We start from the raw sequence: 16,078 nt of genomic DNA, 5'->3' as shown, positions 1-16,078 counted from the left end.
TGCTCCTTCATCAACAATGATCACGACCGGTACAAGCGGCCATGCTGCACTTCGTGGCGCATCGACAGCATCGACAGGCCAGGTGCCCAGTTCGATAATTCGTCGTCCGGCAAACGCCGCGCCAGTTCAACGGCGCGCTCGATCTCGGGCCGCAGCGACAGCAGCAGGCGCTGGCCGGCCACCTGCCCCAGCGGCACCGACTTGACGCACACCAGCACCTGGTTTTCGACCCACGCGAACACCATCGCCAGCAGCGCTTCTTCATGCGGAATATCGAGTCCGTCCACCGCGCAGGCAAACGCCAGCGGCAGCGTGACGTCCTCGCCGAGCGCGCGCGTGTCGGCCACGCCCAGCTCCGCGATCAGGCGACTCAGCGAATAGCCCATCTGGACCGATTCGGCGCGCAGTTCGGCCGTGTCGCGCGACGCCAGGAAGCACCCGCCCCAGTGCGCAATCGTCTCGTCATCGCGCGCGGCAAATGCTTTCAAAAGACGCCACAACACGGGCGCATCCCAACGCGCCACGACGTCATCGAGGTAGCGCACGATCCACGCGCGAGCGCTGTCGGCGTCCGTGACCAGGCCTTCTTCGAGCGCCGCTTCGAGGCCCTGCGAATAGCTGTAGCCGCCGATCGGCAAGGCCGGGCTGGCAAACTGCAGCAGGTGCAACAGGCTGGCGGCGTTCATGTCGGATCCGGTGCTATTGGCGCAACGTCCGACGGCCGGTGAATCTTCTGGCGCAGCGGCACCGGCGCCAGCAAGCCGCCCGGCCCCTGCTCATGATGGTGACCGTGGCCGCCGCCATACGCGCCTGCCTCCGGCTCGAATCTGGCCAGTTCTTCACTGACGTCGGCACCCAGCCCTGCGACCATCTCGCGCAGCACCGGATCGACACGGATGCGCAGCCAGCCCGTCCCCACCTGCGTCTGCGTGTGACGGTTCCCCAGGTGAAAGGCGCAGCGGGCCAGCAGCGTCGCGTCGCTGCAGCGTACGACATACGTCGGCTCCAGCGCGGCCTCGACGCGTACGACACGCCCGCCTTCGCCCAGCAGCAGGTCGCCATCGCGCAGCACCGTGCCGCGCACGAGAAACAGCGCGACCTCTTCGCCCGAGGCCAGGCGCGCGCGCTGGCGGCAGCGCTCCCGTTGTTCGAACGGCAGCACCAACGTGTCGTGCACGACGTCGGCAACAAGGATGCGGGTATGCAGCGAAATCATGGATGGCCTCTAGAACAGAAAGTAACGCTGCGCCAGCGGCAGCACGCCCGCCGCTTCGCATACCAGCAGGCGGCCGTCGGCCCGCACTTCATAGGTTTCGGGATCCACTTCCATGTGCGGCGTGGCGCCGTTGTGGATCATGTCGCGCTTGCGCAGGCCGCGCGTGCCGCGCACGGCGATCGTCGTCTTGGTCAGTCCCAGCGTGCGCGCGATGCCGGCCTCGAACGCGCTTTGTGAAACAAACGTGAACGACTTGCGCAGGCCGCCGCCAAACGCGCCGAACATGGGCCGGTAATGCACCGGCTGCGGCGTCGGGATCGAGGCATTCGGGTCGCCCATCAGGCTCGCCGCGATCATCCCTCCCTTGACGACCATCGACGGCTTGACGCCAAAGAAGGCGGGCCGCCACAGCACGATGTCGGCGATCTTGCCCACCTCGAGCGAGCCGACGACGTGCGCGATGCCGTGCGTGATGGCGGGATTGATCGTGTACTTGGCGATGTAGCGCTTGACGCGGGCATTGTCGTTGCGTGACGAGTCGCCGTCCAAAGCGCCGCGCAGCACCTTCATCTTGTGCGCCGTCTGCCAGGTGCGCATGATCGTCTCGCCCACGCGCCCCATCGCCTGCGAGTCCGACGACATCATCGAGATCGCGCCCAGGTCGTGCAGGATGTCCTCGGCGGCGATCGTCTCGCGCCGGATGCGCGATTCGGCAAACGCCACGTCCTCGGCAATCGCCGGGTCGAGGTGGTGGCAGACCATCAGCATGTCCAGGTGCTCGTCGAGCGTATTGACCGTGAACGGGCGCGTGGGATTGGTCGACGACGGCAGCACGTTGTCGTAGCCCACGGCCGCGATGATGTCCGGCGCATGGCCACCGCCGGCACCCTCGGTGTGGAAGGTGTGGATCGTGCGGCCGTTGAACGCCGCCACGGTCGACTCCAGAAAGCCTGCCTCGTTGAGCGTGTCGGAGTGCAGCGCCACCTGCACGTCCAGCCGTTCGGCCACCGACAGGCAATTGTCGATCGCGGCGGGCGTGCTGCCCCAGTCTTCGTGCAGCTTCAGGCCCACGGCGCCGGCATGGACCTGCTCTTCGAGCGGGCCGGGCTGGCTGACGTTGCCCTTGCCGAAAAAGCCCAGGTTCATCGGGAACGCATCGGCCGCCTGCAGCATCGAATGAATGTGCCAGGCGCCCGGCGTGCAGGTCGTGGCGGCCGTGCCGACGGCGGGCCCGGTGCCGCCGCCCAGCATCGTCGTGATGCCCGAGTACAGCGCTTCATCGATCTGCTGCGGGCAGATGAAATGGATGTGCGTGTCGACGCCGCCGGCCGTGACGATCATGCCTTCGCCGGCGATGATCTCGGTGGCCCCGCCGATGGCCATCGTGACATTCGGCTGGATATCCGGGTTGCCGCCCTTGCCGATGGCGGCAATCAGGCCATCCTTGATCCCGATGTCGGCTTTGACGATGCCCCAGTGGTCGATGATGACGGCGTTGGTGATGACGGTGTCCATCACGGCCTCGCGCAGACGCTGCGACTGGCCCATGCCGTCGCGGATCACTTTGCCGCCGCCGAACTTGACCTCTTCGCCGTAGGTCGCGAAGTCGCGTTCGATCTCGATCACGAGGTCGGTGTCGGCCAGGCGGATCCGGTCGCCCGTGGTCGGGCCATACATGTCGGCGTAGGCCTGGCGGCTGAGCGTGACCATCATGCCTCCCCTGGTGTGAAAGGTACGACCGCAGGCAACGGCCCCGACACGCGGCCCTGGAAACCATGCACGATCCGCTCGCCCGCCAGGTCGACCAGTTCCACCGTGCGGCGCTGGCCTGGCTCGAAGCGCACGGCGGTACCGGCCGCGATGTTCAGCCGCATGCCGCGCGTGCTGTCGCGCTCGAACTGCAGCGCGGAATTGACTTCATAAAAGTGATAATGCGAGCCGACCTGCACCGGCCGGTCGCCCGCATTGGCCACAACCACGGTCAGCGTGCGCCGACCGACGTTGAGTTCGATATCGCCGTCGTCAAGAAAGTATTCGCCTGGGATCACGCTGGGCTCCGGCTAGGGAATCGGATGGTGGACGGTCACGAGCTTGGTCCCGTCCGGGAACGTGGCCTCGACCTGGATATCGGGGATCATCTCGGGCACGCCCTCCATCACGTCGCCGCGCGCGAGGATCGTCGTGCCTTCGCTCATCAGCTCGGCCACGCTGCGGCCATCGCGCGCGCCTTCCATGATCGCGGCCGTGATCAGGGCCACGGCTTCCGGGTAATTCAGCTTGAGTCCGCGCGCCCGCCGGCGTTCGGCGAGCAACGCAGCAGTAAAGATCAGCAGCTTGTCTTTTTCGCGGGGCGTCAGGTCCATGGGCGGTTCCGTATCAAGTGAGCCAGTCTAGGTAAGCCAGATGCGCGGCGGGCACGCCGGGCGGTCGAGCAGATGGGGGCGCAGCAAAGCCCACACCTGCGCCATGACGGCGCGCGCCGCCTCGCCGTCGTCGCCGAGATAACGCACAACGAACACCGACCTCACCTGGCTCGACGCCAGCTGCGGGTCGAGCGCGCGCACGTGCGCCTGCAGCGCGGCGGGCACGGGCCGGCCGACGGCAAGCAAGGTCGCGCACACCGAATGGCCGCGCATGCCGAGAGGGCTGGCGATGCCGTCGGGGGTCAGGATCCCCTGCTCCCACCACAGAAGGCGGCCCTCCTGGCGAATGCGCGTGTGCTGGCGGATCCGCCCGCGCGTAAACGCTTCGCCGGCGGCCACGCGGCCGAAGCACAGGACTTCGCTGCCGATATAGGTGCTGCCGGCAGCGAGATCGACGTCGTGGTCGAGGTCGACGCTGGCCGCGTCATAGAAGATGGTTTCCTGCGGCAGCCATTCGATGGCCGCGCCCGCAGCGATGCGCAGGCGCACCGCCTGCTGCGACACGCGGCCGTTGGCGCGGTACCACTTGGCCGCGCCGGGACTGGTGGCGAGCACGCTGCACGCGGGGCCGGCGTCGACGTCGATCTCGAGCCGGTCGCCCCCGACCACGCCACCTGGCGGGTGCACGACGATCACGTGGCAGGCGCCGGGGCCTTCCGGATACAGCGCCTTCTGCACACGCAGTGGGCCGCGGTGCGTGCGGCGCACCAGGCGTGTCGTGTCGCCATCGCGCACGAAGCCCAGCGCCAGGCTGGCTTGCCAGGCGGTGAAGACCGTGGATGGATCGGAAGAGGTGCAATCGCGCATGCTTGATGAAACAGCACGATGCGTGCCAGCGTCTTGACGTGGCGTGGGACGCCTATTTTGCAAGCGACGCGCACCGCGAAGGTGCGCGCTGCACCCGAACGCGTCAGGACATCGCCAGCTCGATGCAATTGCGACCGGCCCGCTTGGCACGCGCTAATGCGGCGTGGGTACGCACCGCCATCGAGTCGCCGCTCTCGCCCTCGCCCAACTGGGCCACGCCGAGGCTGATCGTGACGTGGTCACACCCGGGTATTTCGACCTGCTCGATCGCCGCGCGCAGCTTCTCGGCCATCTTCAGCGCGTCAATCGCGCTCGTGTGCGACGCGATGACCTGGAATTCTTCGCCGCCCGAGCGCACCAGCACGTCGCTCGCGCGCAGCAGCGCACTTGCCGTGTCGGCCACCGTACGCAGCACCAGGTCGCCCACCGGGTGGCCGAAGGTGTCGTTGATCTGGCTGAAGCGGTCGATATCGAAGACGATCAGCGCCAGCGGCAGCCGGTAGCGGCGTGCGCGCTTGATTTCCTGTTCCAGCAGGCCTTCGCCGTGGCGGCGGTTGGCCAGGTCGGTCAGGGCATCGGTCGTGGCAAGATGCGTGATGCGGGCCAGCAGCGCCTCGTTCTCGCGCGTGATCTCGGCCATGCGCAGGCCATGCGCGGCCAGCCCGGCGACGTCGTCCAGTGCCTGCAACTGCGCTGACGAAAAAGGCCGTGCGTCGCCGAACAGCAGGCACAGGGAGCCCATGGGCCCGCCCGGACCCGGCGCGGGGATCGGCACGCCGACGACCATGCGCGCGCCAAAGGCATCCAGGCGCGCCGCCAGCGCCGGCTCGCCGGCCTTGTCGAGCGTATCGAGCAGCGTGAATTCCCCTGTTGCCGCCGCCAGCAGGCCGGGGAAGGCATGGCGCAGCGGCGATTGCAGCAAGCGGCCATCGTGCGCGAGCAGCGCCGACAGGTGCAGGCCGTCCACGCCCTGCTCGGCCTCGAGATGCAGGTCGCCATCGCGATGCTGGAACAGCGCCGCATGCACGACACCGGGCCAGCCGGCCAGCGCTGCACACAGGCGCTCGGCAAAGCGCACGCTGTCGTCGGCATCGGTCAATGCCTGCTGACAGACAGTACGCAGTGCCAGCAGCGTGCGCAGCTCGGCTTCCGATGGGGTGGACGCGCCAGGCGCCACCACACTGAATCCGGTGCGCATGCGCGCGGCCAGCAGCGCGCGGGTCTGCTGCGCGCGCAGCGGGCCGATGGCGTAGTCGAGCGGACCGAACGCCATCAGCGCCGGCAGCCAGCGCGCGTTCGTGAAAGGACACAGCACCAGCACCGGTGCGCCGGCGCGCTCGGCGACCAGGGCGCCCAGCGCTGCCAGGTCGATGGCGAGGTCGCAGCGTTCGAGGTCCAGCACGAGCAGGTCGGCCGGTTCGCGCGCCAGCAGTGCGCGCGCCTGCTCGGCCCCTGCCGCCACGCGCAGATTGGCGAACATGCCGTCGCAGCCGTGCTGGAAATCGGCGCGGCGCTGGCCGACGGGATTGACGAAGACGCAGGTAAAGTCTTCGTGCGCGCCGTCTTCTTGATGCATGGTGATTCTCCAGAGGTAGGTCCAGCCGCACCCTGTCGGCATGGCTGCAAGGCAAGTTTGCCATAAGCGGGCGTGCCAAGCATAGCAATTGTCGTCCTGTGTGTGGGAGCGCACCGTCGCACCATGGTGCGCGCCGAATACTCTTGCGAACGAAACCACACTCACGGGAGAACCACCATGGCACATCAACACTACTTGGCAGCAAAGCAGCGCGCCATCCAGCAAGAACAGGACGCGCGCGACGCCAGGAAGAATGAATCCGAGAGTAAAGAAGCCGTCCAGACCGGCGTCGACCAGCCGGCGCCGCCGATGCCGGCGCAGCACCTGGCCAAGCCGGGCCTCGAAGCCGATATGGAAAGCAAGCCGAAGTTCATGGCCGAGGGCTACAAGGGTAGCGGCAAGCTCGAGGGCATGGCTGCGATCGTTACCGGCGCCGACTCGGGCATCGGGCGCGCGGTCGCGGTGCTGTTCGCACGCGAAGGCGCCGATGTCGCCGTCATGTATCTGAACGAAGATGTCGATGCGGCAGAAACCAAGCGCTGCATCGAGGCCGAAGGCCGCCGCTGCATCACGATCGCGGGCGACGTCAAGGATCCGGCATTCTGCAACGACGCGGTGCAGCAGGTGGTCGCGGCGTTTGGCCGGCTGGATGTCCTGGTCAATAACGCCGCATTCCAGGAACACGCCGATTCGATCCTCGATATCACCGAAGAGCGTTTCGAAGAGACCTTCCGCACCAATATCTTCGGCTACTTCCACATGGCCAAGGCCGTCGTGCCGCACCTCAAGCGCGGCGCGTCGATCATCAATACGGGCTCGGTCACCGGTCTGAAAGGCTCGGCCAAGCTGATCGACTATTCGTCGACCAAGGGCGCGATCCACGCATTCACGATGTCGCTGGCCGGTAGCCTGCTCGATCAGGGCATCCGCGTGAACGCGGTGGCGCCAGGCCCCGTCTGGACGCCGCTGAACCCGGCCGACAAGGGCCCGGACGACATCACCGAATTCGGCGCCAGCACCGACTACCGGCGCCCGGCCCAGCCTGAAGAACTGTCGCCGGCCTACGTGTTCCTGGCCTCGCCCGTGTGCTCGGGCTACATCACGGGCATCGTGTTGCCGGTGACCGGCGTCGTCGGCGAATAACAGACCCAGAGCGAGGAGCAGGCAATGGCACGCAGCATGTGGAAGGGCGCGATCAGTTTCGGACTGGTCCACATTCCGGTCGATATGTATCCCGCGGTCGAAACCAAGGGGCTCGACCTGACGATGCTCGACCGGCGTGATTTTTCGCCGGTCGGGTTCAAACGCTACAACAAGGGCAATGGCAAGGAAGTCGTGTGGGACGACATCGTCAAGGGCTACGAGTACGAGGACGGCGAATACGTCGTGCTGTCGGACGAAGACCTGCGCCGCGCCAACCCGGAAGCGACGCAGACGATCGACATCCAGGCCTTCGTCGACGCTGGCGATGTGCCGCTGATCTACTACGACCAGCCGTACTACCTGGCGCCCGGCAAGGGCGGCGCGAAAGTCTATGCGCTCTTGCGCGAGACGCTGCGCGAAGCGGGCAAGATCGGCATCGCGCACGTGGTCATCCGCGTCAAGCAGCATCTGGCGGCGCTGATCTGCGTGGGCGACACGATCGTGCTCAATACGCTGCGCTACCCGGACGAGATGCGCGACGCGGGTGAACTCAAGATCCCGTCGCCCAATTCGAAAACGGCGTCCGTCACCGTCAAGGAACTCAAGATGGCGATGGCGCTGGTCGAGGGCATGAGCGAAGACTGGGCGCCGGCGCAATACCACGACAGTTACCGCGAAGATGTGCTGGCCCTGGTCAAGAAGAAGATCAAGGCCAAGCAGACCAAAACGATCACCCAGCCCGAGCCCGAGAAGGAAAAGCGCACCACCGGCAAGGTGATCGACCTGGTTGCCCTGCTCCAGGCCAGCCTTGGCAAGAAGCCGGCCAAGGCAGCGCTGGCCGCGCTTGACGACGATGACGACGACGACGATCCGCCGCCACGCAAGTCGCGCAAACCGGTCGACGACGAGGATAGCGGGGACGACCAGCCGCCTCCACGTGCGCGCAAGGCGGCTACGTCAGGGGCCCGTGCCACTGCCACCAAGGCAGCGTCCAAGCCAGCAGCGAAGAAGGCGGCGGCCAAGTCCGCAACCAAGGCGCCTGCGCGCAAGAAGGCGGCGTGAGGATGGACGGATTCATCGACTTTCTCCAATGGCCTGCAATGGCCGTCAGCCTGATTGCCGCCTACCTGGTCGGCGCCAAGCGCGCCGAGCGCCGCATCCTGGGCTTCTGGACGTTCATCTTCAGTAACGTGCTATGGATCATCTGGGGCTGGCACGACGAAGCCTGGGCGCTCATCGCGCTGCAGGTCGCGCTGCTGGCCATGAACGTGCGCGGGATCTTCAGGAACGAGGCCTAGCGCACCGCGCTCACCTTCACCCTCAGGGCACGAACCCGAGCTGCTTCATCGCCTTGGTCAGTGTCTTCGCCGCCGTGGCATAGTCCTGCCACGGCGTATTTCCCACGTCCAGCCGCTCGTGCACATTGGCGATCGTCCACTGATCGCTCGATGTCAGCGTGTCCAGCTCATCCCACCCCAGCGGCACCGAAATCCCCAGTCCCGGGCGCGAACGCGCCGACCATGCGGCCACCGTCGTCGCCCCCTGCCCGTTGCGCAGGTAATCGATGAAGATTTTGCCCACCCGGTTTTTCGGCCCGCTCTTGAAGGCAAAGCGCTCGGGCAGCGTTTGTGCCATGTGGTGCACGATCGCCTGAGAGAAGCGCTTGACGGTGTCCCAGTCGTGATTGCCCTTGATCGGCACGACCACGTGCAAGCCCTTGCCGCCGCTGGTTTTCAGGAACGCCGGTAAACCCAGTTCGCCCAGGAAGGCGTGCATCAGCTGCGCTGCTTCCTGCATCTCGGGCCACTCGATGCCGTCGCCCGGATCGAGGTCGAACACCATCCGGTTCGGTTTCTGGTAACTGCCCTTGAACGCATTCTGGGTATGGATCTCCACCACGTTCCACTGCGCTGACGACAGGATGCCCAGCGGCGTGGCCACTTCGAGCATCGGCGGATGCTCCGGGTCGAGCGCCTGGTCCAGGTCGCGCAGGCCAGGCATCTTGCGCACGTCGACGTGCTTCTGGAAAAACAGCTCGCCGCCCACGCCCTCGGGCGCACGCACGAGCGAAACCGGCCGGCCTTTCAGGTGCGCCATCATCAACTCGCCCACCAGCGCGTAATAACGCACCAGCGCCAGCTTGGTGGCGCCCGACGCCTTGTCGATCACGCGCTCGCCGTTGGTGATCTTCAGCGATGCCGGCAGCTTGCCCTGTGCGGCCACCGGCTCGTCATCTGTGACGTCTTCTACCGGAAGCGCCTGCTCACGGGTGATGTTCCTGGCCGGCTTGTCCTTGCGCAGCCCATGGAACACGGGATGGCGCACGGCGCCGCCGCTCGTCCAGTCCGAGAAACTCACTTCCGCTACCAGCACCGGCTTGACCCAGTGGTGCGCGCGCCCCGGCACGGCGCGCGGCGGGAACGGGCTCGTGTCGGTGCGCAGCGCCTCGAGTTGTTCCGCGATGCTGGTCAGGGTCGCGTGGTTGAAACCCGAGCCGACGTTGCCGGCATAGCGCAGCACGCCGTCGTCGTCATGGACCCCGAGCAGCAGCGCACCGATGCCGGTGCGCGCGCCTTTCGGGTCGGTGAAGCCGCCGATGACGAATTCCTGGCGCCGACCGCATTTCAACTTGATCCAGTCGGGCGAACGGCGCGACACATAGCGGGCGTCGCGGCGCTTGCCGATCACGCCTTCGAGGCCGATCTTGCAGGCGGCGACGATCAGTTCATCCGGCTTGGCGCCGAATTCGGCAGAGAACCGCACCTTGTCGGATTTAACCTTCTTGAGCACCTGTTCGAGCACCGTGCGGCGGTCGACCAGCGGCATCTCGCGCAGGTCGTGGCCGTCGAAGTACGGAATATCGAACAGGAAGTAATCGATGTCGACGGCGCCATTGCCGTCGAACGCCGCCTGCAGCAGGCCGAAATCGGGCTTGCCATCGTCGTCGTGCACGACGATTTCGCCGTCGTACCAGCCGTCGGGCAGCGCCATGCGTTCCAGCTCTTCCTTCAGCGGCGTGAGCTTGTCGGTCCAGTCGTTCGCATTGCGTGTGATGAGACGCACCGTGCCCCCCTCGATGCGCGCGAGCATCCGGTAGCCGTCGAACTTGACTTCGAACAGCCAGTTTTCGGGGTCGGGCGGCGGCGCATCGACGAGCGTGGCCAGTTCAGGCGAGAATTTGGCGGGCAGCGGCGACGTGGCGTCTTGCGTCGCCGCGCGCTTTGCCGGTGCCTTCTTTGCTGCCGTTTTTTTGGCGGGTGCTTTTTTGGCGGGTGCCTTCCTTGCAGGCGCCGCCTTCACGTCCTCGCGCAGCGCTTCGACCTTCTGCGCCGCCCGCTTCGGCATCGGCAATGCCTTCACGCTGTCGGGCAGTTCATCGACCAGCGAGAATTCGGCTGCCGGGCGCGCGTAATCGTCCTTCTCCTTGATCAGCAACCATGGCGGCTGTTTTTCGCCACGGCCCTTCATCCGTACCAGCGTCCAGCGGCCGTGCATCTTGTGACCGTGCAGCGCGAACTTGATGCTGCCTTTGGCAAAGCCAGCGCGCGGGTCTTCCAGCGGCTCCCAGGTGCCCTTGTCCCAGATGATCACCTTGCCGGCGCCGTACTGCTTGGCCGGGATCGTGCCTTCGAAGTCCGAGTACGAGATCGGGTGGTCCTCGACCTCCACGGCCATCCGCTTGTCGTGCGTGTCGTAGCTGGGGCCTTTTGGCACGGCCCAGCTTTTCATCGTGCCGTCGAGCTCGAGCCGGAAATCGTAGTGCAAGCGGCTGGCCCAGTGCTTCTGGATCACGAAGGTAAGCACGTCCTGCCCCGCCTTCCCGCCGTCGGCCGGCTCGGTCGTGATATCGAAATTGCGTTTGGCTTTATAGGCTTTGAGCGCGTCCGTCATGGCAATCCCTGGGAAATTCGATCGTGCCAGCGTAGTCCCGTGGCGCGCCGCGGACTGTACGGCAACTCACGCTGACAGGGGCTGTTATGATTACTGCAAGCCGCCAACCGCGAAGGGACACCATGCAGCGAATCGTTTTTCTCGACCGTGACAGCCTGCGCGCCAACGTACGCATACCCGCCTTCGAGCATACCTGGCAAGACCATGCCGCCACCGCGGTCGATGACGTCGTGGCACGCCTGGCCGGCGCCACCGTCGCCATCACCAACAAGGTGCCGTTGCGGGCCGACGCCATCGCGCGACTGCCCGACCTGAAGATGGTCGCCGTCGCCGCGACCGGCACCGACAACGTTGATCTGGCAGCCTGCCGCGCGGCCGGCATCGTGGTGGCCAATATCCGCAATTATTCGCTGGTATCGGTGCCCGAGCACTGCTTCACCTTGATTCTGGCGCTGCGCCGCAATCTGCGCGCCTACGCGGCCGACGTCGAGGCGGGCAAGTGGGAAACCTCGTGCCGCTTTTGCCTGCTCGACCACCCGATCGGCGACCTGGCCGGCACGCGCCTGGGCATCGTCGGCTACGGCGCGCTGGGCCGGCAAGTGGCCAGCATCGCGCGCGCTTTCGGCATGGAGGTCGTCGCCACCTCGCGCTCGCCGATCACCGATACGGACGTCACGGCGCTGCCGCTGGACGAGTTGCTGGCGACGTCGCAGGTGGTGAGCCTGCACGTACCGCTGACTGACGCGACGCGCCACATGATCGGCGCGCGCGAACTCGCTCTGATGCAGCCCGGTGCGCTCCTGATCAACACGGCGCGCGGCGGCCTGGTCGACGAAGCGGCGCTGGCGAACGTGCTGATGGAAGGCCGCATCGCCGCCGGCTTCGATGTCCTGAGCGAAGAGCCGCCCGGTTCGAACAATCCGCTGCTGCGCCTGCGCCTGCCGCACTTTCTGCTGACGCCGCACATCGCCTGGGCCAGCTTTGGCGCAATGCAGACGCTGGCCGACATGCTGGTCGATAATATCGAAGCGTGGCATGCCGGCACGCCAACCAACGTCGTTTAAACAGCGGCGCTGACCGTGGGCGCCAGGGCCTCGGGCGCTTTCTGCGGCAGTTCGAGCAGGAAGGCGGTGCCGGCGTCCGGCAGGCTCACGACGCGGATCGTCCCACCCATCAGCGTCGTGACGATGTTGTAGACGATGTTCAGTCCCAGACCGGTGCCGCCCTGGCCCATGCGCGTCGTGAAGAACGGATCGAAGATCCGGCCCAGGTAGGCCGGGTCGATGCCGCGGCCGTCGTCGCGGAACGTGAGCGCGACCTGGCCGTCGGTTTCCAGCGCCGTCAGCGTCATCACGCCGCCCGGGCCGTCGAACGCATGCAGCATTGCGTTGTTGACGAAGTTGATGATCACCTGGCCCAGCGGGCCAGGAAAACTGTCCATCACAATCCCTGGCGGCACATCGATGTCGAGCCGGTGCCCGCTCAGGCGCACCGTATTCATCAGGGTTGCGCCGATCTCATGACAGGCCTGGGCCAGGTCGAACCGGCGCCGCTGGGCACTGGCCTGGTCGACCGAGACCTGGCGGAAGCTGCTCACCAGCTCGGCCGCATTGTGCAGGCTGCGCACGATCAGCTTCGACGCGTCGCGCGCCGCGCCCATGTAATCGGCCAGGTCGGACCGCTTGAGCGTGGTGGCCTCGAACTGCGCCGCCACCGCGTGCGTGCGTTCCTGCAGCGTGCTGGCCATGAGAAGGCTGTTGCCGATCGGCGTATTGAGTTCGTGCGCCACGCCGGCCACGAGCGAACCCAGTGACGCCAATCGCTCCTGCGCCGCCAGTTGCACCTGGGTTTCCTTCAGGCGCGCGTAGGCTTCGGCATTGTCCATGGCCACGCCGACATAGGCCGCCAGCGTGCCAAGCATGTCGAGGTGGACCTGGCCGTAGGCGCTTGCCTCCAGGCTTTGCACCGTCAGTGCGCCCAGCACGCGCTCGCCCGCCGTCACCGGCACGCATAGCAACGAGCCCGGCATCGGGAGTGCAGCCGCCGGTGCGGCCAGCGCCACTGCAGCAGCCAGGTCAGGCGCGTCGGGCAGGCAGGCCCGCAGTTCGGCGTCGACATCCGTCAGCAAGAATGCGCGGTTCTCGTTCACGCAGCGCGCCAGCAGGTGCCCGGCCGGATCGAAGGTCAGCTCGCGCGGCGCCTCGCGCCGGCCGAACGCCATCGCGAACGGCAGCTCGAGCACGCCGCGCTCGCGCTGGCGCAGCGCGACGGCAAACAGCGGTGCATCCATCAGCGCCTTGACGTGCTGGTACAGCGTCAGCATGATCGCCTCGTGGTCGAGGTTCGTGGTCAGCATGCGCCCCATCTCCGACAGCAGCGCGATGTTGCGGTGTGCACGCTCGACCGATTCCTTCTGACGTTCGACCTCGCGCTTGCCGCGCTCGGCCGCTTCTTTCTGCAGCAGCAGCTCGCCGGTGCGGGCGTCGACTTCGCGCGCGAGCAAGCCCTGGCGCGTCACGAGCGCGCCGATGCGCAGCCGGTAGGCGAGGTACGACAGTGTCACCACGAGCGCCACGGCCAGCGTGCGGAACCACCATGTCTTCCAGTACGGCGGCGTGACCGTGATCGCGAGCGTGGCCGCCTCCTTGCTCCAGACGCCATCCTTGTTGCTGGCCCGGACCCGGAACACATATTGGCCGGGATCGAGATTGGTATAGGTGGCAAAGCGCCGCCCCGCGCCGGTATTGACCCAGTTGGCGTCGAAGCCTTCGAGCTGGTAGGCGTACAGGTTGCCCATCGGGTCGGCGTAGTGCAGCGCCGCGAACTCGAGCGAGATCACGGTGTCGCGGTGCGACAGCGTGATCTCCCGTTGCGCCGCCAGGTTGTGGATACCGCGCGAGCGGTTCAATACCTGCAAGTCGGTGATGGCAACCGTTGGCGGGAAGGGATTGTCATGCACGTCGGCCGGGTTGAATGACGTGACGCCGCTCACGCCGCCAAAGTGCAGCTGCCCATCGGCGCCGCGCCGGCCGGCGCCGACGAAATAGGCACCGTCGATCAAGCCATCCTTGGCGTTATAACTCTTGGTCTGGCCGGTGACCGGGTCGACGCGCGTGATGCCGGCGGTCGTGCTGGCCCAGATGATGCCGGCGTTGTCTTCGAGGATGGCGCCGATCGACTGCGCATCCTGGCTGCTGAAAGGATAGTAGCGAAACGACGTGCGTGCGCCAGCCTGCACCATCCGGTGCAGGCCCCCTGCGGTGCCGACCCACAGGTGGCCGTCCTTGGACTCGAGCAGATGATACACACGGCTGTGGCGCAGGCTCGCGCCATCGTGCGGGTCATGGCGAAAGCGGCTGAACGTGCCGCTGGCGGGATCAAAGCGCTCCAGGCCCGATTCGGTGCCGATCCACAGCACCCCGCGCCGGTCTTCGACCAGGGCAAAGCCATAGTTGTCGCCCAGACTCGTGGCGTCACCCGGCACATTGCGCCAGTTGCGCACGGTGGTGGCGCCAGGCGCGACTGCCGACAGGCCATCGCGCGTCATGACCCACAGCGTGCCGTCGCGGCCCTCGCGCAGCGCCTGTATGTGATTGGCGCCCGGACTCTGGCCCAATTCGACACGCCCCATGCGCCCGCGCGCGTCGCGCCACGCCAGGCCGATGGGGGTGCCGATCCAGAGCCGCCCCCCGGCCTGCGCCAGCGCAGTGACGACCGTGCCCGTGAACGCATCGGTGCCGAAGCGCCGGGTCGTGCGCGTGGCCGGGTCGAGCAGCATCAGGCCATCGCCGCTGGTGCCCAGCCACAGGCGCCCGGCCGGGTCGTCGACAATGGCCCGCACCCTGGCGCGCCCCATCCCTTCCGTCTCGCCAAAGCGCGCAAAGCCCCCGCTGGCAAGATCGGTGCGATTGATCCCGCCAAAATACGTGCCGACCCACAGCGTACCGGTGCGGTCGACCAGCAGCGCCGAGACCATGTTGTCGGACAGGCTGTGCCGATCTTGTGGCAGATGGCGGTAGCCGGTGAACCGGCCGCTGGACGGATCGAGCCACTTCAGGCCATCGGCCGAGGTACCGACCCATAGCTGCGCACCGCTGTCGTGGTACAGCGTGCGGATGCGCGCGTCGCGCATCCCGTCCGCAGCGCCGATCTGACGCCGCTGCGGCACATCGCCGTCGATGCGCCAGGCCTCGAGGCCCGCCGCGGTACCGATCCACAGCGTCTCGCGCGGTCCCATCGACAGCGCCAGTACGGCATTGCGTTCGGCGTCATCGGGCGGTGCCATCGTGAAGCGCGTGACCTGGCCGCTCGCCGGGTCGAGCCGGTCCAGGCCTGCGGCGGTGCCAACCCACAGCGCCCCGCGCCCGTCGAATGCGAGTGCATTGACGCGGTTGTCGCGCAGGCTCGCCGGGTTGTCCGGATCGGATACATGGTTGTGCTGCTGGCCCGTGTGCGGGTCGAAGCGCACCACGCCGTCATTGGTCGCGAGCCACAGCGCGCCATCGGGCCCCGGCACGATCGCCACCACCGAACGCTTGACGGTGCGGCCCGGCTGGGTGAGCGCAAACCGCTCGAACCGGCCGGTCGCCGGATCGTGCCGTGCCAGCCCACCTTTCGTGCCGAACCACAGGCGCCCATCCGGATCTTCGTACGAAGCCGAGATGAAGTTGTCGGGGATGCTGGCAGGATCGTTGGCGTCGTTGCGGTAGATGACGATCCGGTAGCCGTCGTAGCGATGCAGGCCGGCCTGGGTGCCGAACCAGATGAATCCCTGGCGGTCCTGCAAAATGCTCATGACCGAGTGCTGGGACAAGCCTTCTTCGACCGACAGGCGCTCGAAGCGCAGGTTGCGCTGGTTGGCGTCGGCCGGCAACGCCAGCGCCAGCAGCAGGAAGAAGGTGAAACGAAACAGGCCGCTACAGGCAGCCCAGGTAAAACCTGGCATGGTCATCCGATCGATTTGCGCTGCAACCAATCTACCAGAGGTCTTTGTTGCCGTGAAATAATTTGAGTCTTCCAGAA

The 16,078-nt window shown here is 66.6% G+C and carries 13 protein-coding genes; 4 read left to right on the top strand and 9 right to left on the bottom strand.

Annotated elements, in window-relative coordinates; all coding sequences use genetic code 11:
• Positions 1-20: 20 nt before the first annotated feature.
• The 7 genes from AC56LW_RS22225 to AC56LW_RS22195 all read right to left on the bottom strand — a co-directional run bounded on the left by AC56LW_RS22225 (position 21) and on the right by AC56LW_RS22195 (position 6,022).
• A complete protein-coding gene (locus AC56LW_RS22225; RefSeq protein WP_499637698.1) occupies positions 21-686 on the bottom strand; it encodes an urease accessory protein UreF in 666 nt (221 codons plus the stop codon).
• Positions 683-1,216: an urease accessory protein UreE gene (gene ureE, locus AC56LW_RS22220; RefSeq protein ID WP_332532966.1), complete on the bottom strand. Its 534-nt coding sequence runs from the start codon at positions 1,214-1,216 to the stop codon at positions 683-685. Before ureE ends, AC56LW_RS22225 begins: the two co-directional genes overlap by 4 nt.
• A 9-nt stretch (positions 1,217-1,225) precedes the next feature.
• Positions 1,226-2,926 (bottom strand): urease subunit alpha, encoded by a 1,701-nt coding sequence (ureC, locus tag AC56LW_RS22215; RefSeq protein WP_499637805.1) that lies wholly within the window; start codon positions 2,924-2,926, stop codon positions 1,226-1,228.
• Entirely contained in the window at positions 2,926-3,264 is a 339-nt protein-coding gene (locus tag AC56LW_RS22210) for an urease subunit beta (RefSeq protein WP_499637695.1), read from the bottom strand. The genes ureC and AC56LW_RS22210 overlap by 1 nt, the downstream gene beginning before the upstream one ends.
• A gap of 12 nt (positions 3,265-3,276) precedes the next feature.
• Positions 3,277-3,579: an urease subunit gamma gene (locus AC56LW_RS22205; RefSeq protein WP_183551533.1), complete on the bottom strand. Its 303-nt coding sequence runs from the start codon at positions 3,577-3,579 to the stop codon at positions 3,277-3,279.
• A gap of 27 nt (positions 3,580-3,606) precedes the next feature.
• Positions 3,607-4,446: an urease accessory protein UreD gene (locus AC56LW_RS22200; RefSeq protein WP_499637692.1), complete on the bottom strand. Its 840-nt coding sequence runs from the start codon at positions 4,444-4,446 to the stop codon at positions 3,607-3,609.
• A 103-nt stretch (positions 4,447-4,549) separates the two neighbouring features.
• Positions 4,550-6,022, bottom strand: a complete 1,473-nt coding sequence (locus tag AC56LW_RS22195) for a diguanylate cyclase (protein ID WP_499637689.1) — start codon at positions 6,020-6,022, stop codon at positions 4,550-4,552.
• A gap of 177 nt (positions 6,023-6,199) precedes the next feature.
• Between AC56LW_RS22195 and AC56LW_RS22190 the strand changes: the two genes are divergently transcribed.
• Genes AC56LW_RS22190 through AC56LW_RS22180 form a run of 3 tightly spaced genes read left to right on the top strand, consistent with a single transcriptional unit; the run spans position 6,200 to position 8,463 of the window.
• A complete protein-coding gene (locus tag AC56LW_RS22190) occupies positions 6,200-7,165 on the top strand; it encodes an SDR family oxidoreductase (protein WP_499637686.1) in 966 nt (321 codons plus the stop codon).
• A 24-nt stretch (positions 7,166-7,189) separates the two neighbouring features.
• Complete coding sequence (gene ku, locus AC56LW_RS22185; RefSeq protein WP_499637683.1) at positions 7,190-8,227, top strand: non-homologous end joining protein Ku; 1,038 nt, start codon at positions 7,190-7,192, stop codon at positions 8,225-8,227.
• Between the two features lie 2 nt (positions 8,228-8,229).
• Positions 8,230-8,463 carry a hypothetical protein gene (locus AC56LW_RS22180; protein ID WP_332532972.1) on the top strand — a complete coding sequence of 78 codons (234 nt, stop codon included), beginning with the start codon at positions 8,230-8,232 and terminating at the stop codon, positions 8,461-8,463.
• A 22-nt stretch (positions 8,464-8,485) separates the two neighbouring features.
• Here the strand turns inward: AC56LW_RS22180 and ligD are convergent, their stop codons facing one another.
• Positions 8,486-11,056, bottom strand: coding sequence for a DNA ligase D (gene ligD / locus AC56LW_RS22175; RefSeq protein WP_499637680.1), 2,571 nt, complete (start codon positions 11,054-11,056; stop codon positions 8,486-8,488).
• Positions 11,057-11,178: 122 nt separating this feature from the next.
• Here ligD and AC56LW_RS22170 point away from each other — a divergent pair, with 122 nt between their 5' ends.
• Positions 11,179-12,120: a D-2-hydroxyacid dehydrogenase gene (locus AC56LW_RS22170; RefSeq protein WP_499637677.1), complete on the top strand. Its 942-nt coding sequence runs from the start codon at positions 11,179-11,181 to the stop codon at positions 12,118-12,120.
• Here AC56LW_RS22170 and AC56LW_RS22165 read toward each other — a convergent pair.
• Complete coding sequence (locus AC56LW_RS22165; protein WP_499637674.1) at positions 12,117-16,001, bottom strand: two-component regulator propeller domain-containing protein; 3,885 nt, start codon at positions 15,999-16,001, stop codon at positions 12,117-12,119. The two genes, AC56LW_RS22170 and AC56LW_RS22165, sit on opposite strands and share 4 nt — an antisense overlap.
• Positions 16,002-16,078: the final 77 nt, after the last annotated feature.

The sequence above is a fragment of the Telluria sp. LT2P80 genome (assembly GCF_059685955.1).
This window is presented reverse-complemented; position numbering and strand designations above follow the sequence as displayed.